This is a genomic window from Pseudomonas prosekii (genome assembly GCF_900105155.1).
In the GTDB taxonomy this organism is placed as follows: Bacteria; Pseudomonadota; Gammaproteobacteria; order Pseudomonadales; family Pseudomonadaceae; genus Aquipseudomonas; species Aquipseudomonas prosekii.
Genome location: NZ_LT629762.1, coordinates 3,341,689 through 3,363,875, shown reverse-complemented (window position 1 = coordinate 3,363,875; position 22,187 = coordinate 3,341,689). Strand labels below are relative to the sequence as shown.

Genomic DNA, 22,187 nt, shown 5'->3' with positions numbered 1-22,187 from the left:
CCGCGAAAGCGTTCCAACAGACGAAACATGTAGACCTGACACAAACCGGTAAACCTTCCTACACCCGCGCCGCCCTTGATCCTACCCCCCACGCAGGCCTAATCTAGCGCCACGCAAACGTTTCACCCCCCTCGCCGTACCGATACGCCGCTACTCCATACCAAGGAGGTTCTCGAATGTTCGATTTCCACCCCCAGCTCAAGCAGCGTTTTGCTGCGTTGCGCACGGGCGCTGAATTCTTTTCGCTGCGTTATGTGCGCGAGTCCGGCCAATACCTGTCGGTGCGCAAGAACGTCGCCGAACCGCCGAGCCTGAGCCGTGACGAAGGCGCGATGCTGACCGTTCGGGTCAACGGCGTCGAAGCCTACGCGGCGACCAACGACCTCTCGCAGCAAGGCCTGCAAGCCGCACTGGAGAAAGCCGAGCAGCACGCTCGCCGACTCAAGCCGCACGCCCTGCTCGACCTCAGCGCACAAGCCGTATCGAGTGAGCGCGCCGATTACTTTTCGCCAAACTTCGACCAGCCCTTCCCGTCCCTGAACGACTGCTACCAGTTGCTCGGCGCCGAATCCGCGTCCGTGCCCAAGGACGAGCGACTGGTGAACTGGCAGGTCAGCATCGGCGTGACCAACGTCGAGCAGATCTACCTCAGCAGCGCCGGCGCCGAACTGCGCCAGGCCCAGCGCTTCGTGTTCCCCAGCCTGGAAGTGACCGCCTACGACGGCAACGACAGCCAGACCCGCACCCTCGGCCGCGAGAACTTCGGCCAACAGGGCGGCTTCGATGTGATCAGCCGCTGCGGACTGGTCGGCGCCGGGCCGAAAATCGCCGATCAGGCGCTGCAATTGCTGTTGGCGCCGAACACCCCGCAAGGCCCGCGCGACCTGCTGTTGATGCCCGACCAGATGATGCTGCAGATCCACGAATCGATCGGCCATCCGCTGGAACTCGACCGCATCCTCGGTGATGAACGCAATTACGCCGGCACCAGTTTCGTCAAGGCTGAGGATTTCGGCAGCCTGCAATACGGCTCCAAACTGCTCAACGTGACGTTCGACCCGGACATCCCCGAGCAGCTCGCCAGCTACGGCCATGACGACGACGGCAGCGCCGCGAGCAAGCAATTCCTGATCAAGGAAGGCCTGTTGTTACGGCCACTGGGCGGCGCACTTTCGCAATTTCGCGCCGGCATGGACGGCGTCGCCAACAGCCGCGCGTGCGGCTGGAACCGTCCGCCGATCGATCGCATGGCCAACCTCAACATCGAGGCCGGCGATCAGCCGCTGGAGCAATTGATCGGCGGCATCGAGAACGGCATTGTGATGAGCACCAACCGTTCCTGGTCGATTGACGATGCGCGCAACAAATTCCAGTTCGGCTGCGAGTGGGGCCAGTTGATCGAGAACGGCGAACTCAAAGGCGTGGTGAAAAACCCCAACTACCGGGCGATTTCCGCGCACTTCTGGAAAAGCCTCAGCGCGGTCGGCGACGCCAACACCGTCAAAGTCCTCGGCACGCCGAACTGCGGCAAGGGCGAACCGAACCAGGTGATCCGCGTCGGCCACGCCTCGCCGGCGTGCGTGTTCAGCAACATTGATGTGTTTGGGGGAGATGCCTGATGAGCATTGAAAAAAGTCAGGCCGATGCGTTCAAGTCGCTGGTCACCTGGCTGCGCGACGCGATTCGCGAGCCGGAACAATTCACCCTCAGCTACGCCGCCGAGTCGTCGTCCTTCGTGCGTTTCAATCACGCCAAGGTGCGTCAGGCCGGGCAAGTGCAGCAGGCGAGTGTCGGTTTCAAATTGATCAACGAAGGTCGCCACGCCGACCTGCACATCACCCTGTCCGGCGATGCCGAGGTTGACCTGCAGCGCTTGGCCGAGGGCCTGCAACAACTGCGCGAAACGTTGCCGTTGCTGCCGGCGGACCCGTACTTGCTGCTCAACCACAACGGCTGGCAGAGCAAGAATGTGCAGGACCATCCGTTGCCGGACACCGAGCAGGTGGTCGCCGAAATCGCTCAGGCCGCCGAGGGTCTGGACCTGGTCGGGTTCTACGCTGCCGGGCCGATCAGTCGTGGTTTCGCCAGCTCTTCGGGCGCGTTTGGCTGGCATCAGGCCAACAGCTTCAACTTCGATTTCAGCCTGTTTCATGAAAACGGCCAGGCGCTGAAAGCCAGCTACGCCGGGCACGACTGGAGCAGCGAAGGCTTCGCCAAACGCTTCCAGCAGGCCCGCGAGCAATTAGCGTTTCTCGGTCGGCCATCGCGCACTCTGGCGCCGGGGCAATACCGCGCTTACCTCGCCCCGGCGGCGCTGGAAGAGATCATGGGCATGCTCGGCTGGGGCGGTTTTTCCGCGCAGTCGATTGCCAGCAAGGGCAGCCCGTTGCAGAAGTTGTATGCCGGTGATCAGTCGTTCAGCCCGCTGGTATCGCTGGACGAAAAGGTCAGCGGTTCCCTGAGCCCGGCGTTTTCCGGCGAAGGTTATCCGCGCAGTGATCTGGGGTTGATCGTCGCCGGCAAGGCTGGCGCGCAACTGGTGGGTTCGCGCAGTGCCGCCGAATACGGTTTGACCGCCAACGGTGCCGGCGGCGGAGAAATGCCAAGTGCATTGAACATGGCGGCCGGCGTGTTGCCAGAAGCAGAGATCCTCAAGCAGTTGGGCACCGGGCTGTACATCAGCAACCTGTGGTACTTGAACTACTCGGATCAACCCGCTGCACGGATGACCGGGATGACCCGGTTTGCGACGTTCTGGGTCGAGAACGGCGAGATTCAGGCGCCGGTCAGCACCATGCGTTTTGATGACAGCGCCTACAGCTTGCTTGGTTCGCAGCTCGAAGCGCTGACCGAAGAACGCGAACTGCTGCTGTCGGCGAGCACCTACAGCCAACGCGCCACGGCATCGGCGCTGCTGCCCGGCGCACTGATCAAGCGATTGACCTTGACCCTGTAAACCCGCCACCCGGCACACCGAAAACCCTGTGGCGAGGGGGCTCGCCCCCGTTGGGTTGCGAAGCAGCCCCAGATCGGCAAACGCGGTTCACCGGCCAAACCGCGTTTGCTGGATTTACGACTGCTTCGCAACCCAACGGGGCGGTGCGACGTTTCGCCAAGCCCCCTCGCCACGGGGTCACCGGTAGTCGCTGGATTTTTGTTCGAATCAAATGAGGTCCCATGCCCAACCGCCCGCCTCTTGACGCTGTCACCGCCCGTTGGCTGCCGTGGGTTGTGGCGATTGCTTTCTTCATGCAGTCGCTCGACGGCACCATTCTCAACACCGCGCTGCCGGCGATGGCGCTGGACCTGGCGGAAAACCCGCTGCGCATGCAAGGCGTGATCATCGCCTACATGCTCACCGTCGCGTTGCTGATCCCCGCCTCAGGCTGGATCGCCGACCGCTTCGGCACCAAGAAAATCTTCTTCGGCGCGATCCTGCTGTTCAGCATCGGCTCATTGCTTTGCGCGTTGTCGAGCACCCTGAGCATGTTGATCGGCGCGCGCATCATTCAGGGCCTGGGCGGCGCGCTGATGTTGCCGGTCGGGCGCCTCGTGGTGCTCAGAGCCTACCCGCGCTCGGAACTGGTGCGGATCATGGGTTTCATCACCATCCCCGGCCTGCTCGGCCCGCTGATCGGCCCGACCATGGGCGGCTGGATGGTCGAATACCTGACCTGGCACTGGATCTTCCTGATCAACCTGCCGGTCGGCGCCATCGGCTGCTACGCCGTGTGGAAGTTCATTCCCGACCTGCGCGGCAGCGAACGCACACGCTTCGACAGCCTGGGCTTTTTGCTGTTTAGCGCGGCGATGGTGCTGATCACCATTGCCATGGAAGGCCTCGGCGAATTGCACCTGCCGCACCTGCGCGTGATGTTGCTGCTGTTCGGCGGCATGGCGTGTCTGGCGGCATATTGGCTGCGCGCCGGACACATCGATAATCCGCTGTTCGCGCCGTCGCTGTTCAGGACCCGCACATTTGCCGTGGGCATTCTCGGCAACCTGTTCGCGCGCCTCGGCAGCGGCGCCTTGCCGTTTCTGGTGCCCTTGCTGCTGCAAGTGGCGCTGGGTTATTCGCCGTCGCAGGCCGGCATGAGCATGCTGCCGCTGGCCGCTGCGGCGATGGTCGCCAAGTCGGTCGCGCGGCCGCTGATCGAACGCTTCGGCTACCGCATCATCCTTACTGGCAACACCGTGGCGCTGGGCCTGATGCTCGCGAGCATGGGCTTGGTCAGCGAGCAGACGCCGTACTGGTTGCTGCTGGCGATGCTAGGGATTCTCGGCGCGATCAACTCGCTGCAATTCACCGCGATGAACACCGTGACCCTGATCGACCTCGACGACGCCAGCGCCAGCAGCGGCAACAGTTTGCTCTCGGTGGTCGCGCAACTGTCGCTGAGCCTCGGCGTCGCGTGCGCCGGGGCGCTGCTCGGTGGTTTCACCGCCGAAGTCGGCAACGATGGCGTCGACACCGTGCTCGGTGCGTTCCAGCTGACTTTTGTAACAGTCGGGATCATGGCGATGCTGGCCGCGACAATCTTCTCGCAGCTGTCAAAGGAAGACGGGCGCCGGGCAATCAGCCGCCAACCCGACATCGACCACTAACCGTGTAGCAGCTGCCGAGGCACGAGGCTGCGTTGCGTGTCCGCTGGACCGCCCTCGGGGGCCGCTTCGCAGCCCGACGCAGCCTCGTGCCTCGGCAGCTGCTACAACGTGCTTCTCGTCCAGAATTTGCAGGTGCAGCGCGCAGGCCTGATACACTGCGCGACATTTTGTTTTGCAGGCCCGTCCCGTGACCACCATCGCCACCGCTTTTAATACTTTGCCGCTGTCCGCCGCCATGCTGGCTAACCTCGACTCCCTCGGTTATGCGCAGATGACGCCGATCCAGGCGCAAAGCTTGCCGGTGATCCTCAAGGGGATGGACCTGATCGCCCAAGCCAAGACCGGCAGCGGCAAGACGGCTGCTTTCGGCATCGGCCTGCTGAACCCGATCAATCCGCGCTTCTTCGGTTGCCAGGCACTGATCATCTGCCCGACCCGCGAGCTGGCGGACCAGGTGGCCAAGGAAATCCGTCGTCTGGCCCGTGCCGAAGACAACATCAAGGTTCTGACCCTGTGCGGCGGCGTGTCCCTCGGCCCGCAGATCGGCTCGCTGGAGCACGGCGCGCAAATCATCGTCGGCACGCCGGGGCGGATTCAGCAACATTTGCGCAAAGGTTCGCTGATCCTGCATGGCCTCAACACGCTGATCCTCGACGAAGCGGATCGCATGCTCGACATGGGTTTCTACGATTCCATCGAAGAAATCATCGCGCAGACCCCGGAGCGCCGTCAGACCCTGTTGTTCTCCGCGACTTACCCGACCGGCATCAAGCAATTGGCCGCGAAGTTCATGCGCAACCCGCAGATCGTCAAAGCCGAGGCGTTCCACGACGACACGCAGATCGAGCAGCGTTTCTACGAAATTTCCCCGGAAGAACGCATGAGCGCCGTGACCAAGGTGCTTGGCCATTTCCGTCCGGCGTCCACCGTGGCTTTCTGCTTCACCAAGCAGCAGGTTCAGGAAACCGTTGATCACCTGACCTCCAAAGGCATTTCCGCCGTCGGCCTGCACGGCGATCTGGAACAGCGTGATCGCGACCAGGTATTGGCGATGTTCGCTAACCGCAGTACTTCGGTGCTGGTTGCCACCGACGTCGCCGCGCGCGGTCTGGACATCGATGCGCTGGACATGGTGATCAACGTCGAGCTGGCGCGTGATTCGGAAATCCACATTCACCGTGTGGGCCGTACTGGCCGCGCCGGCGAAAAAGGCATTGCGATCAGCTTGGTTGCGCCGTCCGAAGCCATCCGCGCCCAAGCCATCGAGAAACTGCAGCAGTCGCCGTTGAACTGGGATCAGATCGACAACCTCACCTCCCAGGGCGGCGGTCCGCTGCTGCCGGTGATGAGCACGCTGTGCATCGGTGCCGGGCGCAAAGACAAAGTGCGTCCGGGCGACATCCTTGGCGCCCTGACCGGCGATGCCGGGATTCCAGGCGCGCAGGTGGGCAAGATTGCGATCTTCGATTTCCAGGCGTTTGTGGCGGTTGAACGCGGGATTGCCAAGCAAGCCCTGCAACGCCTGAACGATGGCAAAATCAAAGGCCGTTCGTTGCGCGTACGCATTTTGTAAGAACACCACCGCCCCCCCCTGTAGGAGCGAGGCTTGCCCGCGAAGCTTTTGGCGGCCTCACGGTCCCCTTCGCGGGCAAGCCTCGCTCCTACAAGGTCCGGGCTAGCTTTGAGATCTGTGTGAGGACACCGTTTTGCGCTCTACCGAAGTCGTGATCATTGGCGCTGGCGCCGCCGGGTTGATGTGTGCGCTGACCGCCGCAGGGCGCGGGCGTAAAGTGATGTTGCTCGACCACGCCAACAAGGCCGGCAAGAAAATCCTCATGTCGGGCGGTGGCCGCTGCAATTTCACCAACATGTACACCGAGCCGGGCAATTTCCTCTCGCAGAACGAACACTTCTGCAAATCCGCCCTCGCCCGCTACACCCAGTGGGATTTCATCGGCATGGTCGCCAAGCATGGCGTGCCGTACCACGAGAAAAAACTCGGCCAGTTGTTCTGCGATAACAAATCCAGCGACATCCTCGAAATGCTCCTCAACGAATGCGATCAGGTCGGCGTCAACCTGCACCTCGACACCTCGATCTCGACCATCGAAAAAACCGCAAGCGGTTACTTGCTGGACACCACGCTCGGCCAGTTGAGCTGCGAATCGCTGGTGATCGCCACCGGCGGTTTGTCGATCCCGACACTCGGCGCCACCGGTTTCGGCTACCAGGTCGCCAAGCAATTCGGCCACGAATTGCTGCCAACCCGCGCCGGGCTGGTGCCGTTCACCATCACCGATCAGCTCAAAGAGCTTTGCACCGAGCTGTCCGGCACCTCGGTGGATTGTCTGGTGAGCTGCAACGAGCAGAGTTTCCGCGAGAACATTCTGTTCACCCATCGCGGCCTCAGCGGCCCGGCGATTTTGCAGATTTCGTCATTCTGGGAATCCGGCGACACGGTTGAAATCAACCTGATGCCGGACCACGACGCGCCGAGCTGGCTGCAACAGCAGCAAGCCGAACGGCCGAACAGCGAGTTGAAAACCCTGCTGGGGGAAATCTTCACCAAGAAGATGGCCAACCTGCTGGCGGACAGCTGGTTCGTTTCCAAACCGATGAAGCAGTACACCCACGCCGAAATCGCCGACATCGCGGAAAAACTCGCGAGCTGGAAAGTCGTGCCGGCCGGCACCGAGGGTTATCGCACGGCGGAAGTGACGCTGGGCGGGGTCGATACGCACGAAGTGTCGTCGAAAACCATGGAATCGCTGAAAAGCCCCGGTTTGTACTTCATCGGCGAAGTGCTGGACGTCACCGGCCACCTCGGCGGCTTCAACTTCCAATGGGCCTGGGCCTCCGGCTACGCTGCCGCGCAGTACGTCTGATACCACCCACACCAGATTGTCGGCGGATCGAAACTCTGGCAATCAACACACCGCCCCTGTAGGAGTGAGCCTGCTCGCGATAGCGCCGGGTCAGGCAAATTATTTCTGACTGACACGCCTCATCGCGAGCAGGCTCACTCCTACAGCGGGTCGCTTGTGATATCAGGGAACAGATTTTGCTGTCAGATGTGATCGGCGCCATTGCGTCGACGTCATTACTGGCTCAATTTAGCGGCATTGCCTCGGAAGGCCTTCGCACTTCATGTCATCGACTTCTTTTACTCAGTCTCTGCGTCGCCTCTGGGCGCTGGATAAATTCAGCTACAGCGTGCGGGTGTTCATCGCCCTGACCGGCAGCATGGCCGTGTGCTGGTATCAGGACGAAATGGCGCTGCTGATCCCGTTGTTCCTGGGCATCATCGCCAGCGCCCTCGCTGAAACCGACGACAGTTGGCAGGGCCGCCTCAACGCGCTGGCCGTGACGCTGGTGTGTTTCAGCGTCGCCGCGCTGGCGGTCGAATTACTCTTCCCCTACCCGATCATTTTCATCGTCGCCCTGGCGCTGGCCAGTTTCGGCCTGACCATGCTCGGCGCCCTCGGCGAACGCTATGGCGCGATTGCCTCGGCGACGTTGATCCTCGCGGTCTACACCATGATCGGCGTCGACCAGCGCGGCGGCGCGGTCACCGATTTCTGGCACGAGCCGCTGCTGCTGGTGGCCGGCGCCGCGTGGTACGGCTTGCTCTCGGTGCTGTGGCAGGCGTTGTTTTCCAATCAGCCGGTGCAGCAAAGCCTGGCGCGGCTGTTCCGCGAATTGGGCCTGTACCTGAAGCTCAAATCATCGCTGTTCGAACCGATCCGGCAGATGGACACCGAGGCGCGGCGCCTCGAACTGGCGCAGCAAAACGGGCGTGTGGTCGCGGCGCTGAACGTCGCCAAAGAGATCATCCTGCACCGGGTCGGCAACGGTCGGCCGGGGTCGAAAGTCAGCCGTTACCTCAAACTGTACTTCCTCGCCCAAGACATTCATGAACGCGCCAGCTCTTCGCACTATCCGTACAACGCGCTGGCCGAGGCGTTCTTTCACAGCGACGTGATGTTCCGCTGTCAACGCCTGCTGCGCCAGCAAGGCAAGGCCTGCCGGGCGCTCGCCGAATCCATCCAGATGCGCCAGCCGTTCGTCTATGACGCCAGTTTCGCCGAAGCGCTGGGCGACCTGCACGCCTCCCTCGAACACCTGCGCGTGCAAAGCAACCCGGCGTGGCGCGGGCTCCTGCGCTCGTTGCGCGCATTGGCGGCCAACCTCGGCACGCTCGACCGTTTGCTCAGCGACGCGAGCAACCCCGACGCTCTCGCCGACGCCACCGACAGCAGCCTGCTCGACCGCTCGCCGCGCAACTTCAAAGACGTCTGGCTGCGCTTGCGCACGCAACTGACGCCGACCTCGTTGCTGTTCCGCCACGCCCTGCGCCTGCCGCTGGCGCTGAGCATCGGCTACGCGATGGTGCATTTGATTCACCCATCGCAAGGCTACTGGATCATCCTCACCACGCTGTTCGTCTGCCAACCGAACTACGGCGCCACGCGACGCAAACTCGGCCAGCGGATCATCGGCACGGCGATCGGCCTGACCATCGCCTGGGCATTGTTCGATCTGTTCCCCAATCCGCTGGTGCAATCGTGTTTCGCGATCGCCGCCGGGGTGGTGTTCTTTATCAGCCGCACCACGCGCTACACCTTGGCCACCGCTGCGATCACGATCATGGTGCTGTTCTGCTTCAATCAGGTCGGCGACGGTTACGGACTGTTCCTGCCACGCCTGTTCGATACCTTGCTCGGCAGCCTGATCGCCGGGCTCGCGGTGTTCCTGTTCCTGCCCGACTGGCAGGGCCGACGCCTGAACAAAGTGCTGGCCAACACCCTGACCTGCAACAGCATTTACCTGCGCCAGATCATGCAGCAATACGCCGCCGGCAAAAGTGATGACCTTGCTTATCGCCTCGCCCGCCGCAACGCGCACAACGCCGACGCGGCGCTGTCGACCACGCTGGCGAACATGCTGATGGAGCCGGGGCATTTCCGGAAGGAAGCGGACGTCGGTTTCCGTTTTCTGGTGTTGTCGCACACGCTGCTGAGTTACTTGTCAGGCCTCGGCGCGCACCGCGAAACGCAGTTGCCGCCGGACGTGCGCGAGCATTTGATCGACGGCGCCGGCGTGAGCCTGGCCGCGAGCATCGACGAAATCGCCCAAGGGCTGGCGAGCAAAACGCCGATTGCGATTCAGAGCGATGAAGAAGAAGCGCTGGCCAATGCGCTGGAGCAGATGCCGGACGAGATTGATGAAGGGCAGCGATTGGTGCAGACGCAACTGGCGCTGATCTGCCGGCAGTTGGGGCCGTTGCGCACGTTGGCGGCGCATTTGATCAAGGACACCCGCCAGGATTGAGATTTGCAGTGGCTGGGCGGGCCTCTTCGCGGGCAAGCCTCGCTCCTACAAGGGAAACGCATTTCCAATGTAGGAGCGAGGCTTGCCCGCGAAGGCGTCATCCGCAACACCGCCGAGCAACTTGCGGCTCGCCGCTCAGAACTTGCCGCAGCCCTTCACATCCCATGCTGCTTCATCAATCGCTCATAACTGCCATCCGCCTTCATCGCTGCAATCTCCCGATCAAACCCGGCAACGATCTGCTGATGCCTGGGGTTCTTCAGGCTGACCAGAATATGCAGGCTGTTCTCACTCAACGGCTTGGGCAGAAACTCCACCGAGTTGCGCACCTTCACCGATTCGCGCGACAGGTAATAGCGCGCGACGAACTCATCTTCCAGCGTCAGTTGCACCCGGTCCGCGGCGAGCATGCGCACGGCCATGGCGAAGTTATGCACAGGGATTTTCTGCAACGCGGCGTCGTCATCGAATTCCGGCGAATAGGCGTAACCGCGCACCACCGCAATCGGGTACGTGTGCAATTGCTGCAAATTGTTGTATTCGATGGGCGCGTCTCTGCGCTTGATGAAGCGCACGCGGTTGAGCAGGTATTCGGCGGAAAACTGCCCAAGTTGGGTCCGCTCGTCGTTGTACCAGGCGTTGACCAACACGTCGTAGCGGCCCTCGCCCACACCCAGCAACGCCCGCGCCCACGGCACTTGCTCGAACTCGCTGGCATACCCGGCGCGGGCCAGCGCGGTGCTGACGATGTCGGTAGCCAGGCCGCCGTTGATCAACGTGGCATCGGTGAACGGCGGCCAGTTATCGGCCACCAAACGCAGCTTTTCCGCCGCCGCGTTCTGAGTCAGCAACAGCAATCCAATCAAAGCAAAGGCTCGATGCAATCGCGGCATGCTAGAAAATCCTTGGCGGGCGGGCTGCCCGGGATGTTTTTCAGCGAAGACTCCAAAACGCGGAGGCCGGTGAACCGGTACTCAACTTTAGCTCATTGAAGCCGGCGCACAGTGCTGACTTGCAGAGTACACAAAGCAGCAGCGGCCGCGCGAAATGAATGATGGCATTTTGGCCTTTGTCACAGATTTATCAGCCACCGAGACATCTTTCGTCAGGTCGCCTAGTATCGGCTGAACGTTGTTCAAGGAATAAGAAGATGACTATCGAGTGGGTCTGCAAACATCACAACGATCTGGGTAAAGAGCAGCTGTACGCCATTTTGAAATTGCGCGCCGAAGTGTTTGTGGTCGAGCAGCGCTGTGCTTATCAGGACGTCGACGGCCAGGACCTGGAAGGTGACACCTGCCATTTGATGGGCTGGAACGGCGATGTGCTGGTCGCGTACCTGCGCTTGCTCGACCCGGAGTCGCAGGGCGGCGACGTGGTGATCGGTCGGGTGCTGACCGCGCCGCAAGGTCGGGGTCAGGGGCTGGGCCATCAGATGATGGAACAGGCGTTGAAGCAGGCTGAGAAACGCTGGCCGGATGTGCCGATTTATCTGTCGGCGCAGGCGCATTTGCAGGGGTATTACGGGCGATACGGGTTTGTCGCGGTGGGTGAGGAATATCTGGAGGATGATATTCCGCATATTGGAATGCGGCGTCTCTGAGGGACCCATCGCGAGCAAGCTCGCTCCCACAGGGGATTTATGGTTTGCCGGCGATCTACGGCACGACATATTTCCCCTGTGGGAGCGAGCTTGCTCGCGATGGCGTCAAGACTGGCGCCACCTACCTCAGGGATACCCCAACACTTCCTTTATCTGACGCAAATTACCCTCAATCCACCGCCGATCAATCGCCCCCCAATCACGAATCCGGTAGCACCCGGCGTGATTGCGCGCGCCATCCTCCTGCTCAAACTCGCAGACGATGTCCAGATCGGCCAGCGCCGCGATGGTGTCCTGCGCCGTGCGCCGGGGCATGCCGGTGACTTCGGTGAGCGTCGGCACGCTGCTGGCCTGCCCGCTGTCGATCAGGTACGCCACGTACAACCGGCGGTAGAAGCTGCTTTTGGTTTTGCTGACATCCATCCAGGCCTTCCTTTTATTCCGATTGCATGTCGCGCCACGTCAGGTACACGCGCAAATCGAACTCGACCTGGTGATACCCCGGCAACATGTGTTCGCACAGTTTGTAGAACGCCTTGTTGTGATCCGACTCTTTGAAGTGCGCCAACTCGTGCACCACGATCATTTTCAGAAAGTCCGACGGCGCTTCCTTGAACAGCGAGGCCACGCGGATTTCCTTCTTGGACTTGAGCTTGCCGCCCTGCACCCGCGAAATCGTGGTGTGCAGGCCCAAGGCGCGGTGGGTCAGGTCGAGGCGGTTGTCGAACAAGACCTTGTCGATGCCCGGCGCGTTGCGCAGGTATTCCTGCTTCAACTCCAACGCGTAGGTGTACAACGCCTTGTCACTTTGCACGGCGTGTTTTTGCGGGTAACGCTGGCTCAAGTAATCACCCAGCCGACCGTCGGCGATCAGCTGGCGCACTTGATCCTGCAACGCGGCGGGATAGGCCTGGAGGTATTTCAACGCGGTCATTGGGCGGGCAACACGATCATCAAAAGGTCGCCAGTGTAGCGAATTCAGCCGCTCAGCGCGCTCCAGTCAAACGGGCGCACAAAGTCGTCGGCATCCTCGGCCATCAGTGGCCGCGCCACCAGAAACCCCTGCACGTACTCGCAGCCATTGGCTTGCAGCCACTCGTATTGCGCCACGGTTTCCACGCCTTCGGCGATCACCAGCAAACCGTATTGCTTGCACAAATCGATCACCGTGCGCACCAGCGACGCATCGCGCGCCGACTCCGGCAGCCGCGCGATCAGGTGCCGATCAAGTTTGAGCGTGTCCAGTTCCAGATCGCGCAAATGCGTCAGCGAACACGGCCCCGAGCCGAAGTCATCCAACGCTACGCGCACCCCGAGATTGCGCAGCAAGCGCAGCTGCTTGCGGGTTTCGTCAGGGTTGAGCATCAGTGCGTCTTCGGTCACTTCGACTTCGATTTGCCACGGCTTGAGGTCATGCCGTTCCAGGGTTTGCCGCAACTCCGTGACCAGGTTCGGCATGCCAAATTGCGTGCTGCTCAAACTCACACCGAGCACCAGATCCTCGGCGAACAGGGTTTCCCAGGCTTTGCGTTGCTGGGCGCTGCGGTGATAAATCCAGCTGCCGAGACGACTGATCAGCCGAGCCTCTTCGAGCAACGGTAAAAACAGCCCCGGCGGCACATCGCCAACACTCGGGTGCTGCCAGCGCAGCAACGCTTCGAAGCCGCGCACCTGACCGCCATCAATCGCCACTTGCGGCTGATAAACCAGATTGAAATCGCGGTTTTCGATGGCCGTGCGCACGCTCTCTTCCAGCATCAGACGCGAGCGCGCGCGGCCGTTCATTTCATGATCGTAAAAGCGATATTGCTGCCGCCCGGCGCGCTTGGCTTCATACATCGCGATGTCGGACGCACGCAGCAAGCCGTCGAGGTTCGAGCCGCAGTCCGGGTAGGTGGCGATGCCGATACTGGCGCCGAGGGCGATGTCCAGGCCTTCAATCTGCTGACAAATGGACACGCGCTCGATCAGCTTTTCAGCAATCTTCGCCGCTTGCTCGGGGAATTCCAGATCGAGCAACGCGGTGAACTCGTCGCCGCCCATGCGCGCGAGAATGTCGAACGGTCGCAGGCACGCTTTCAGTTGTTCGGACACCCAACGCAACACGCGGTCGCCGGCATCGTGGCCGAGGGAATCGTTGACCCGTTTGAAGCCATCGAGGTCGAGGTACAACAGCACCCAGGCGCCGTCGGAACGCTCGCCGCGCAGCAGCAAGTTATCCACCGTCTGGTGAAAACCGCGGCGATTGAGCAGCCCGGTCAGCGGGTCGGTCACCGCTTGAAATTCGAGTTGCTGATGCAGATGCCGCACCACCGACATGTCCAGCACCGTCACCACCATCGCGTGTTGTTCGGACGGCAACGGCGCGCAGGACAACGCCACCGGCACTTGCTGGCCCGGCGCCGTGCGCAGCAGCGCATCGTGCAAACGCAAGGTTTCGCCGCGCGTGTATCCGACATAAAGGTCGGAATCGGCCCACACCGGAATGTGCGGTTTTTGCAGGAAATCGAGAAACTCCCGCCCCTGCAACTCCGTCACCGTAGCATTGAGCAACCGCGACATCGCTGGGTTGGCAAAACGAATCAAGCCGTCCTCGCCCACCACCAGAATGCCCTCGGCGGCGTTGTCCAGCACCGAGGCATTGAAGGCGCGAGCGAGCTCCAAATCGTGGCTCAAGCGCTGCAGCGCGCGGCGATTGCGCTGATGCTCAAGCAAGGCCTGGACTTTCGGTTTGAGGATTTGCGGGTCGAACGGTTTGAACAGGTAATCCACCGCGCCACTGGCGTAACCCTTGATCACGGCGTCTTGGGACTGCTCGTTGGCGGTGAGGAAAATGATCGGCGTGAGGCGCGTGCGTTGACTGCCGCGCATCAGCCGCGCGACTTCAAAACCATCCATGCCGGGCATCTGCACATCCAGCAGCACCAGGTCGATATCGTGTTCGAGGAGCAAACTGAGCGCCTCGAAACCCGAGGCGGCGGTCATGACCTGCCAATCCTGGCGCTGCAACAATGCGCGCATGCTGATCAGGTTTTCAGGGTAATCATCAACGATTAAAAGGACAGAGCTACCATCACCTGGCGTTGGTTGAGCGCATTCCATGCTGCTTCTCTTGTCTGGACATTCAGGCCGATTTCTTGTGAAAACCGGACACGTACTGAGCCTTCACTCTAGACCCGGAACGGCAAAAGCAGTAGGTGTCATCTCGCCATCGTTGATTCAAAGCTTCTATAAGCCGACTAACGGTCGGCGCTACAGCCCCCTGAAACCGGGAAAGATGGCATTTCGACAGGATGTTGACGCCAATCATCTGCCGGGCGGGCATTAACAAAAACCCCCGCTACGCTTATAAAGAGCGCCCTCCAAGGCCCGTGCCAGAGCTTCTGGCACGGGCGTGCAGCCTGAATTTGTGGAAGCTTTGTCTATGATCGATCTCGCAACATGGAACCTCAGTGTTCCTGTCGGCAATCCGCCGTACACCGTCGAAACGTCCAAACTGGTGAACGGCTTCAAGGACCAATACTTCCATTCCAATACCGGCACGCTGTTTTTCTGGTCACCGGTCACGGGCTCCAAAACCGAAAACGCCAAGTACCCGCGCACCGAACTTCGCGAAACCTACAGCAACGGTACGTTGCGTAATTGGCTTTATCCGGACGCGGACAACACCTTGCGCGCAACGCTCGCGGTCAATCAGGTGCCCAGCTCCGGCAAGATTGTGATCGGGCAGATCCACGCGTATGAAAGTCAGAAGCCGATGGTCAAGGTCGAGTATCAATACAAGACCAAAACCGAGACTGGCAACATCGTCGCCAAAGTGCGCATGCACCCGGATGACGGCGAAGGCCGGGTGATTATCATCGCCACCGGGGTGAAGCTCGATCAGGAGTTTTCCTACCTGATTCATCTGAGCCCCGGCGGGCAACTGGGTATCAGCGCGGCGGGTTATCAGTGGGATTCGAACATCAGCGCCACTTGGCGCGTGAAGCCGCTGTATTTCAAGGCTGGCGTGTACGTGCAGGACAACACCGGTTACACCAGCGAGGGCGGCAAAGTGACCTTCAGCAAACTGGACATTGATCACGACAAGTAAGCCATCTGCCCTGTGGCGAGGGGGCTTGCCCCCGTTGGGCTGCGAAGCGGCCCCCATCAATTCCATTACCCTCCGAAAATCTCGTAGGAAATTACCTTTTGTGGCGAGGGGGCTTGCCCCCGTCGGGCTGCGAAGCGGCCCCAATCAATTCCATTCCCCTCCAAAAATCTCGTAGGAAATGACCTTTTGTGGCGAGGGGGCTTGCCCCCGTCGGGCTGCGCAGCGGCCCCCATCAATTCCATTACCCTCCGAAAATCTCGTAGGAAATTACCTTTTGTGGCGAGGGGGCTTGCCCCCGTCGGGCTGCGAAGCGGCCCCAAACCCTGCCACCTGTTTCCTACAGCCGCACCTTAGTGCCCGGTTTTACGACGGCTGCGCCGCCGGACGGGGGCAAGCCCCCTCGCCACAAGGGTTATGCGCTGTCCTACGGTGCAGTTGCAGCCATCAAAGTCGCCGCTTATAGTTCGCCCCGTCGCTGACAGCAGTCGGCGATAGGGTTTCGCAGCCCTACAGCGCAATGGCAACCAAGCTCCATAACAAACGATGGTCGTTTTAACGCCCGCAGTTCGTTTTATGGTGGCTGCGTGTGGGAGACCTTCGGGTCTGCCGGGTTCCTTGTGCCTCGGTCTGCGAACCCGCACGCAGCTACCACCCATTCGATTCGCAGCGAACGGCAGTAGCTCTTCTTTATTAAGCACAAGGAAGATTTACTAATGACCATGAGCAATCCGCCGCGCCGCTTCACCCCCATGTCCCAACTCGCCACCGACTACCCCGTCCTCGTCATCGACACCAACGCCCCGCTCCGCGAATTGCACAACTGCCTCAGCGAACGCCTCAACGCCGTCCTCAAATACCTCAACCTGATGGCCTGCACCAGCCTGCCCGACTACGCCGAACACGATATCAACACCGTCACCAACATCGCCCGCATCCTGCTCCAGGACGTGAATGACGTGTTTCGAGTGATTGAACAGCGTGGGTTTGATACGCCTGAAGTGAAGTAATCAAAAGTTAGTCGCAAAAAAACCCGCATCGCTGCGGGTTTTTCGACGGTAGTGACTAGAGCTTTGTCGGATCGACCTGGACCTTGGCATGACCTTACTGTTTACCATCCCTCCAAGCGGACTCGTGAGGGGTTTCGGTTTTTGAGGTTTTGTGTCTTCAGGCTTCGGTTATTTGGTGCTCATCGTTGTGTACTCCTTCAGATTTGTATTCTTCAACTTGTCTTCTATTCACGCGTCGACTTTCCTACACCGATCTGAATACACCATCAGCAATCCAGCTAGGCGCACATATGTCAGCCCATTCCGAAAGTGAAAATCGCCACACAAAAAACCCGCCTCTCGGCGGGTTTCTTATCAACGCAGCTTAACGCCCAGTCTTAATTAACCTTAGCGTTCAACTCACCTTTCAGATAACGCTGATACATCGCCTCCAACGAGATCGGCTTGATCTTCGACGCATTGCCCGCCGTACCAAACGCTTCATAACGAGCGATACACACATCACGCATCGCCGTCACAGTCGCGCCAAAGAACTTACGCGGATCGAACTCGCTCGGGTTGGTAGCCATCAGGCGACGCATCGCACCGGTGGACGCCAGGCGCAGGTCGGTGTCGATGTTGACCTTGCGCACGCCGTGCTTGATGCCTTCGACGATTTCTTCAACCGGCACGCCGTAGGTTTCTTTGATGTCGCCGCGCCACCCATCTCGCCGTGATGAAGATTCACACAAGGTCACTTATTTTTTCATAACAGGTTTTCGCTTAAGACCCGATTTAACAGAGTCATGCAGCGCCACCATTCTTCCTGCATCCCATTCCCCCTGCATTCCCGACAACAACTCATCCTCAACACGCCCCTGATTAACAACCAGCGCCTCAGTCATCGCTTCGGCAATTCGCTCAATAATCAACGACGGCTTGTCCACCGCGCAGTGCTGGCGACCAAACTCGATCAACTGCTGCCGATCGGGGTAAGTTTTGACCTTGTTCATCTTGATAGCCAAGGTACGGTCCACCAATGAGCGGCCGGATTTGGGATTGTAATTTTCGTAAACAGTCGTAGTCGTGACATCGAATACAGGAGCCAGTTGCACCGTTTCACGCGCACCAGGATGCGTGTAAATCACCCCAAAGTTTTTCAGGTGAGCATCACCATTGCGGACCATGACTGAAAGACAGACCGACGAAAAAAACCGTTCAAGCTCACGCAGCGGATTTGCATGCCGGCAAACCTGTGCAATCACCGCTGCGAGCGTTTCGTAACTCTGGGAATACTTATAGTTGTCATGAGGATCTTTGTTGAGCCCCAGAAGAACGGCCATGTCTTCAAATCCGAGTCGACCGGACTCCGTCAGGTCAAACCGCTCCATCACAAACAGATCACCCCTTTCAGAAAGCCAGAAGGGCGGTGTTTCCAATCCGGCAAGGCGAGCTGCCTCCAGACACAGGAACTCGTTCTGGGCCAAGTGTGCATATTCTTCAGCGCCTGACTTCACAATCAGGTCGGAACTGAGCATGGTTTTCCGGCTGCCGGTCAGCTTGTCCAGGTCAGGTACCAACACCTTGGGTTGTACACCGGAAATACCGGACTCGAAGTAAGTATCAACAAGGAAGTCGAAGACACCTTGAGAGGTATCGGCAGACAGGATTTCTTGCAGCCCGACTTGAGCGCGAACAGCAACGGAAGCCTCAAGCGGATTCTGATAGGTGAGACGTCCAATCTGGTTTCCACCGATCACCGACAGCAGGCGCATTTCGTCCACCTGCATGTGCTTGGCCATCCGACGCTTGATCTGATCCGCCAGAAATCCTTCAGGGACGTTCATATCAAATATTGGGTGCAAAACATTACTGACAGAGGGTGTCGGGTCATAGGGCATGACCAGCGATACTTCTTTAGGTGCATCCGCTGATTCGTACCCGAACGAAAACTGCGACCCCTTGGACAGCTCACCGGAAAAACCTTGCGGCGTGATGATGTTGAGCTGTTTAACCCTACTCATCGTGTTCTACCAGCTCGGCCAAGGATTTGAGATCGATGCGGTTATCGACAATTTCCAGCGCCATGCCCAACGCAGAAAGAACCCTGAATACCGTATACAGCGATACGTTTTCCCCCGCCTCCAGATCAATGACGGTTTTCCGGCTGCATTTCGCCCTGTGCGCCAACTGCAGCTGGGTATAGCCTTTGGCTCGCCGCAACTGGCGGAGACGATCAGCGAAGACGGAGGGGTTGTAGAGCAGCATAAATGTCACCTATATAGAACTTTTATAGCCTTGGACTTGATTATGTTTACTATAGGTGACTTTTCAAGCGCCTTACGTCGGTCATGATGAATCATGAGATTGCGCGAACAAAAAAACCCGCCTCACGGCGGGTTTCTTATCAAAGCTGTTTAACACTAAGGCTTAGTTAACCTTAGCGTTCAACTCACCCTTCAGATAACGCTGATACATCGCTTCCAACGAGATCGGCTTGATCTTCGAAGCATTACCGGCAGTACCAAACGCTTCGTAACGAGCGATACACACATCACGCATGGCGGTCACGGTGGCGCCGAAGAATTTACGTGGGTCGAATTCGCTCGGGTTGGTGGCCATCAGGCGACGCATCGCACCGGTGGACGCCAGGCGCAGGTCGGTGTCGATGTTGACCTTGCGTACGCCGTGCTTGATGCCTTCGACGATTTCTTCAACCGGTACGCCGTAGGTTTCTTTGATGTCGCCGCCGTACTGGTTGATGATCGCCAGCCAGTCTTGTGGGACCGAAGACGAGCCGTGCATCACCAGGTGGGTGTTGGGGATGCGTTTGTGGATTTCTTTGATGCGGTCGATGGCCAACACGTCGCCGGTAGGTGGCTTGGTGAATTTGTAGGCGCCGTGGCTGGTGCCGATGGCGATGGCCAGGGCGTCGACCTGGGTGCGTTTGACGAAGTCAGCGGCTTCTTCCGGGTCGGTGAGCATTTGGCTGTGGTCCAGAACGCCTTCTGCGCCGATGCCGTCTTCTTCACCGGCCATGCCGGTTTCCAGCGAACCCAGGCAGCCCAGCTCGCCTTCTACCGAAACGCCGCAGGCGTGAGCCATGGCCACGGTTTGTTGGGTAACGCGGATGTTGTAGTCGTAGTCGGTCGGAGTCTTGCCGTCTTCGCCAAGGGAGCCGTCCATCATCACCGAGCTGAAGCCCAGTTGGATCGAGCGCTGGCAGACGTCAGGGCTGGTGCCGTGGTCCTGGTGCATGCACACCGGGATGTGCGGGAATTCTTCGATTGCCGCCAGGATCAGGTGACGCAGGAACGGCGCGCCTGCGTATTTGCGCGCACCGGCCGAGGCCTGGACGATCACCGGGGAGTCAGTCTTGTCAGCGGCTTCCATGATGGCGCGCATCTGCTCAAGGTTGTTGACGTTGAAGGCTGGAACGCCGTAGCCGAATTCGGCTGCGTGGTCCAACATCTGGCGCATGCTGATAAGTGCCATTGTGTGTGTCTCTCCCGGTTTGGGTCGTTAATCGTGCCAGCCTGCCGTAGCGGCGGCGGCTATTCAAGTTATTGCAGATCGGGGGTGAGGCCGGTCCGCTCATTCGGTATTACAAAAATCCTGAGAGCCGTCGATTTCCTGTGGGAGCCGAGCTTGCTCGCGATAGCGCTTCAACTGCCAACACAGGTGTTGAATGTGCTGGCCTCATCGCGAGCAAGCTCGGCTCCCACAGGGTTAGCGTCGGCCCCTCGTATCATTCAGCTTTACAACCGCGGCCAATCAAATCGTTGGTGGCGACCCAGTACACCAGGCCTTCCTCACCTTTTACGTGAAACGCCAGCATGTCGTCGCTGTACAGCGAACCTTCGGCGCCCGGTTCAAGCTTCAAGCGGTAGACCTGATCGGCCCCGCCGAGGCGCACGTCGACTTCCTTGCGACTGTCATCGGTGTAGCGCCAGAGCACTTTGGCCTCGCTGTCGCAGGTCCAGGTGGTCCAGTTGTCCGCAGGTGCCGACGCGTCGAACAGGTTGAACGTGGAGCAACCTGCCAGCAGTGCCAGCGCCATGATGGCGATAAAGCCTTTCATCCGTGTTCCTCGACCGACGGCGCGCGCCGCCAGCCTTGAGTAATGAGTCAGACCCATCAAGGGCAGCCATGTTCCTTGGCCGGGGTCTGGGTCTCGTATTTGTCCAGGCCATCAGGCCCGGAACGCTTGTTGAGCACCGGATTGGTTTCCGCTTGCCAATCGGCCTGATAACAGCCTTTTTCATCCGGCGCAGTCGGCGCAGGTTCAGGCTTGGCTTTGGGATTACTCCCGCAAGCTGCCAGCGAAACCGCGATGATCAACAGCGCTATGTGCCTGACCATGTCAACACTCCTTTGCCTGGTCACAGGATTGGACTCAGGCCTTGGCCCGGCTTTCCAGAACTTCAACCGCTGGCAGAACCTTGCCTTCGACGAACTCGAGGAACGCACCGCCGCCAGTGGAAATGTAGGAGATCTTGTCAGCAACGCCATATTTGTCGATGGCGGCCAAGGTGTCGCCGCCGCCCGCGATGGAGAACGCCGAACTTTCTGCGATGGCCTGGGCCAGCACTTTGGTGCCGTTGCCGAACTGGTCGAATTCGAACACGCCGACCGGGCCGTTCCACAGAATGGTTTTCGACGATTTCAGCAGCTCGGCGAAATGGGCTGCAGTCTGCGGGCCGATGTCCAGAATCATGTCGTCTGCGGCCACATCGGCGATCAGCTTGACGGTGGCAGTGGCGCTTTCCGCGAATTCCTTGGCAACCACGACGTCGACCGGCAACGGCACGCTGACTTTGCCGGCGATTTCGCGCGCGGTGTCCAGCAGGTCTGGCTCGTACAGGGATTTGCCGACCGGGTGACCGGCCGCCGCGAGGAAGGTGTTGGCAATGCCGCCGCCGACGATCAACTGGTTGCAGATCTGGCTCAGGCTGTTGAGCACGTCGAGTTTGGTCGAGACCTTGGAGCCGGCAACGATGGCGGCCATCGGTTGCGCCGGGGCGCCGAGGGCTTTGCCCAGTGCGTCCAGTTCAGCGGCCAGCAACGGGCCAGCAGCGGCGACTTTGGCGAACTTGGCGACGCCGTGGGTCGAACCCTCGGCGCGGTGAGCGGTGCCGAAGGCGTCCATCACGAACACGTCGCACAGGGCGGCGTATTGCTGGGCCAGTTCGTCAGCGTTCTTTTTCTCACCTTTGTTGAAGCGCACGTTCTCGAACAAAACGATGTCGCCGGCCTTCACGTCAACGCCGTTCAGGTAATCGGCCACCAGCGGCACGTCGCGGCCCAGCGCCTTGCTCAGGTAGTCGGCGACAGGCTTGAGGCTGTTCTCGGCCGAGAATTCGCCTTCGGTCGGACGCCCAAGGTGCGAGCAAACCATCACCGCCGCGCCTTTTTCCAGGGCCAGCTTGATGGTCGGCAGCGAAGCCAGGATTCGCGCATCGCTGGTGACAACACCGTCCTTGACTGGGACGTTGAGGTCTTCGCGGATCAATACGCGCTTACCTTGCAGATCGAGGTCGGTCATCTTCAACACGGTCATGGGTCGCAT

The 22,187-nt window shown here is 59.9% G+C and carries 19 protein-coding genes and 1 pseudogene; 9 read left to right on the top strand and 11 right to left on the bottom strand.

The genetic code is table 11. From position 1 onward, the window contains the following. The first annotated feature begins 176 nt into the window (after nt 1-176). The 6 genes from BLU01_RS15220 to yccS all read left to right on the top strand — a co-directional run bounded on the left by BLU01_RS15220 (nt 177) and on the right by yccS (nt 9,936). Nucleotides 177-1,619, top strand: a complete 1,443-nt coding sequence (locus BLU01_RS15220) for a TldD/PmbA family protein (RefSeq protein ID WP_092277003.1) — start codon at nt 177-179, stop codon at nt 1,617-1,619. Further along, nucleotides 1,619-2,956 carry a TldD/PmbA family protein gene (locus BLU01_RS15215; RefSeq protein WP_092277000.1) on the top strand — a complete coding sequence of 446 codons (1,338 nt, stop codon included), beginning with the start codon at nt 1,619-1,621 and terminating at the stop codon, nt 2,954-2,956. The genes BLU01_RS15220 and BLU01_RS15215 overlap by 1 nt, the downstream gene beginning before the upstream one ends. 221 nt (nt 2,957-3,177) lie before the next feature. Then, a complete protein-coding gene (gene mdtD, locus BLU01_RS15210; RefSeq protein WP_092276997.1) occupies nt 3,178-4,605 on the top strand; it encodes a multidrug transporter subunit MdtD in 1,428 nt (475 codons plus the stop codon). 187 nt (nt 4,606-4,792) lie between these two features. Beyond that, nucleotides 4,793-6,178, top strand: a complete 1,386-nt coding sequence (gene dbpA, locus BLU01_RS15205) for an ATP-dependent RNA helicase DbpA (RefSeq protein ID WP_092276994.1) — start codon at nt 4,793-4,795, stop codon at nt 6,176-6,178. 133 nt (nt 6,179-6,311) lie between these two features. Then, nucleotides 6,312-7,490: a BaiN/RdsA family NAD(P)/FAD-dependent oxidoreductase gene (locus tag BLU01_RS15200; protein WP_092276991.1), complete on the top strand. Its 1,179-nt coding sequence runs from the start codon at nt 6,312-6,314 to the stop codon at nt 7,488-7,490. A gap of 262 nt (nt 7,491-7,752) precedes the next feature. Then, nucleotides 7,753-9,936: a YccS family putative transporter gene (gene yccS, locus BLU01_RS15195; protein ID WP_092276988.1), complete on the top strand. Its 2,184-nt coding sequence runs from the start codon at nt 7,753-7,755 to the stop codon at nt 9,934-9,936. Between the two features lie 155 nt (nt 9,937-10,091). On the opposite strand, the gene BLU01_RS15190 is transcribed toward yccS, so the two are convergent. Beyond that, a complete protein-coding gene (locus tag BLU01_RS15190) occupies nt 10,092-10,829 on the bottom strand; it encodes a substrate-binding periplasmic protein (RefSeq protein WP_092276985.1) in 738 nt (245 codons plus the stop codon). A gap of 257 nt (nt 10,830-11,086) precedes the next feature. Between BLU01_RS15190 and BLU01_RS15185 the strand changes: the two genes are divergently transcribed. After that, entirely contained in the window at nt 11,087-11,539 is a 453-nt protein-coding gene (locus BLU01_RS15185) for a GNAT family N-acetyltransferase (RefSeq protein WP_092276982.1), read from the top strand. 126 nt (nt 11,540-11,665) lie between these two features. Here the strand turns inward: BLU01_RS15185 and BLU01_RS15180 are convergent, their stop codons facing one another. Genes BLU01_RS15180 through BLU01_RS15170 form a run of 3 tightly spaced genes read right to left on the bottom strand, consistent with a single transcriptional unit; the run spans nt 11,666 to nt 14,641 of the window. Next, a complete protein-coding gene (locus tag BLU01_RS15180) occupies nt 11,666-11,962 on the bottom strand; it encodes a winged helix-turn-helix domain-containing protein (RefSeq protein ID WP_092276979.1) in 297 nt (98 codons plus the stop codon). A gap of 13 nt (nt 11,963-11,975) precedes the next feature. Continuing rightward, nucleotides 11,976-12,473 (bottom strand): M48 metallopeptidase family protein, encoded by a 498-nt coding sequence (locus BLU01_RS15175; protein ID WP_092276976.1) that lies wholly within the window; start codon nt 12,471-12,473, stop codon nt 11,976-11,978. A gap of 44 nt (nt 12,474-12,517) precedes the next feature. Then, complete coding sequence (locus BLU01_RS15170) at nt 12,518-14,641, bottom strand: putative bifunctional diguanylate cyclase/phosphodiesterase (RefSeq protein WP_092276972.1); 2,124 nt, start codon at nt 14,639-14,641, stop codon at nt 12,518-12,520. Between the two features lie 322 nt (nt 14,642-14,963). Between BLU01_RS15170 and BLU01_RS15165 the strand changes: the two genes are divergently transcribed. Further along, nucleotides 14,964-15,632, top strand: a complete 669-nt coding sequence (locus BLU01_RS15165) for a polysaccharide lyase family 7 protein (protein ID WP_092276969.1) — start codon at nt 14,964-14,966, stop codon at nt 15,630-15,632. Nucleotides 15,633-16,345: 713 nt separating this feature from the next. Continuing rightward, complete coding sequence (locus BLU01_RS15160) at nt 16,346-16,639, top strand: fructose-bisphosphate aldolase (protein WP_092276966.1); 294 nt, start codon at nt 16,346-16,348, stop codon at nt 16,637-16,639. Nucleotides 16,640-17,016: 377 nt separating this feature from the next. Here BLU01_RS15160 and BLU01_RS15155 read toward each other — a convergent pair. The 7 genes and pseudogenes from BLU01_RS15155 to BLU01_RS15125 all read right to left on the bottom strand — a co-directional run. Then, nucleotides 17,017-17,334 (bottom strand): annotated as a pseudogene (locus tag BLU01_RS15155) (class II fructose-bisphosphate aldolase); the annotation flags it as partial. A 42-nt stretch (nt 17,335-17,376) separates the two neighbouring features. Then, nucleotides 17,377-18,642, bottom strand: coding sequence for a type II toxin-antitoxin system HipA family toxin (locus tag BLU01_RS15150; protein ID WP_092276963.1), 1,266 nt, complete (start codon nt 18,640-18,642; stop codon nt 17,377-17,379). Beyond that, the gene (locus BLU01_RS15145; RefSeq protein ID WP_092276960.1) at nt 18,635-18,886 is read right to left on the bottom strand and encodes a helix-turn-helix transcriptional regulator; all 252 of its coding nucleotides are present in this window, start codon (nt 18,884-18,886) and stop codon (nt 18,635-18,637) included. The genes BLU01_RS15150 and BLU01_RS15145 overlap by 8 nt, the downstream gene beginning before the upstream one ends. A gap of 162 nt (nt 18,887-19,048) precedes the next feature. Next, nucleotides 19,049-20,113 carry a class II fructose-bisphosphate aldolase gene (fba, locus tag BLU01_RS15140; RefSeq protein ID WP_054044249.1) on the bottom strand — a complete coding sequence of 355 codons (1,065 nt, stop codon included), beginning with the start codon at nt 20,111-20,113 and terminating at the stop codon, nt 19,049-19,051. Nucleotides 20,114-20,366: 253 nt separating this feature from the next. Continuing rightward, on the bottom strand, nt 20,367-20,699 hold the full coding sequence (locus BLU01_RS15135) for an MliC family protein (protein WP_092276957.1): 333 nt from the start codon (nt 20,697-20,699) through the stop codon (nt 20,367-20,369). 56 nt (nt 20,700-20,755) lie between these two features. Then, nucleotides 20,756-20,980 carry a hypothetical protein gene (locus BLU01_RS15130; protein ID WP_092276954.1) on the bottom strand — a complete coding sequence of 75 codons (225 nt, stop codon included), beginning with the start codon at nt 20,978-20,980 and terminating at the stop codon, nt 20,756-20,758. Nucleotides 20,981-21,014: 34 nt separating this feature from the next. Then, on the bottom strand, nt 21,015-22,178 hold the full coding sequence (locus BLU01_RS15125; protein WP_092276951.1) for a phosphoglycerate kinase: 1,164 nt from the start codon (nt 22,176-22,178) through the stop codon (nt 21,015-21,017). Nucleotides 22,179-22,187: the final 9 nt, after the last annotated feature.

Bases quoted from the DNA above. Each gene is read 5' to 3' on its own strand.
- BLU01_RS15220 (WP_092277003.1), top strand. From the start codon at position 177: ATGTTCGATTTCCACCCCCAGCTCAAGCAGCGTTTTGCTGCGTTGCGC.
- BLU01_RS15215 (WP_092277000.1), top strand. From the start codon at position 1,619: ATGAGCATTGAAAAAAGTCAGGCCGATGCGTTCAAGTCGCTGGTCACC.
- mdtD (WP_092276997.1), top strand. From the start codon at position 3,178: ATGCCCAACCGCCCGCCTCTTGACGCTGTCACCGCCCGTTGGCTGCCG.
- yccS (WP_092276988.1), top strand. From the start codon at position 7,753: ATGTCATCGACTTCTTTTACTCAGTCTCTGCGTCGCCTCTGGGCGCTG.
- BLU01_RS15190 (WP_092276985.1), bottom strand. From the start codon at position 10,829: ATGCCGCGATTGCATCGAGCCTTTGCTTTGATTGGATTGCTGTTGCTG.
- BLU01_RS15185 (WP_092276982.1), top strand. From the start codon at position 11,087: ATGACTATCGAGTGGGTCTGCAAACATCACAACGATCTGGGTAAAGAG.
- BLU01_RS15180 (WP_092276979.1), bottom strand. From the start codon at position 11,962: ATGGATGTCAGCAAAACCAAAAGCAGCTTCTACCGCCGGTTGTACGTG.
- BLU01_RS15175 (WP_092276976.1), bottom strand. From the start codon at position 12,473: ATGACCGCGTTGAAATACCTCCAGGCCTATCCCGCCGCGTTGCAGGAT.
- BLU01_RS15170 (WP_092276972.1), bottom strand. From the start codon at position 14,641: ATGGAATGCGCTCAACCAACGCCAGGTGATGGTAGCTCTGTCCTTTTA.
- BLU01_RS15165 (WP_092276969.1), top strand. From the start codon at position 14,964: ATGATCGATCTCGCAACATGGAACCTCAGTGTTCCTGTCGGCAATCCG.
- BLU01_RS15160 (WP_092276966.1), top strand. From the start codon at position 16,346: ATGACCATGAGCAATCCGCCGCGCCGCTTCACCCCCATGTCCCAACTC.
- BLU01_RS15150 (WP_092276963.1), bottom strand. From the start codon at position 18,642: ATGAGTAGGGTTAAACAGCTCAACATCATCACGCCGCAAGGTTTTTCC.
- BLU01_RS15145 (WP_092276960.1), bottom strand. From the start codon at position 18,886: ATGCTGCTCTACAACCCCTCCGTCTTCGCTGATCGTCTCCGCCAGTTG.
- fba (WP_054044249.1), bottom strand. From the start codon at position 20,113: ATGGCACTTATCAGCATGCGCCAGATGTTGGACCACGCAGCCGAATTC.
- BLU01_RS15135 (WP_092276957.1), bottom strand. From the start codon at position 20,699: ATGAAAGGCTTTATCGCCATCATGGCGCTGGCACTGCTGGCAGGTTGC.
- BLU01_RS15130 (WP_092276954.1), bottom strand. From the start codon at position 20,980: ATGGTCAGGCACATAGCGCTGTTGATCATCGCGGTTTCGCTGGCAGCT.
- BLU01_RS15125 (WP_092276951.1), bottom strand. From the start codon at position 22,178: ATGACCGTGTTGAAGATGACCGACCTCGATCTGCAAGGTAAGCGCGTA.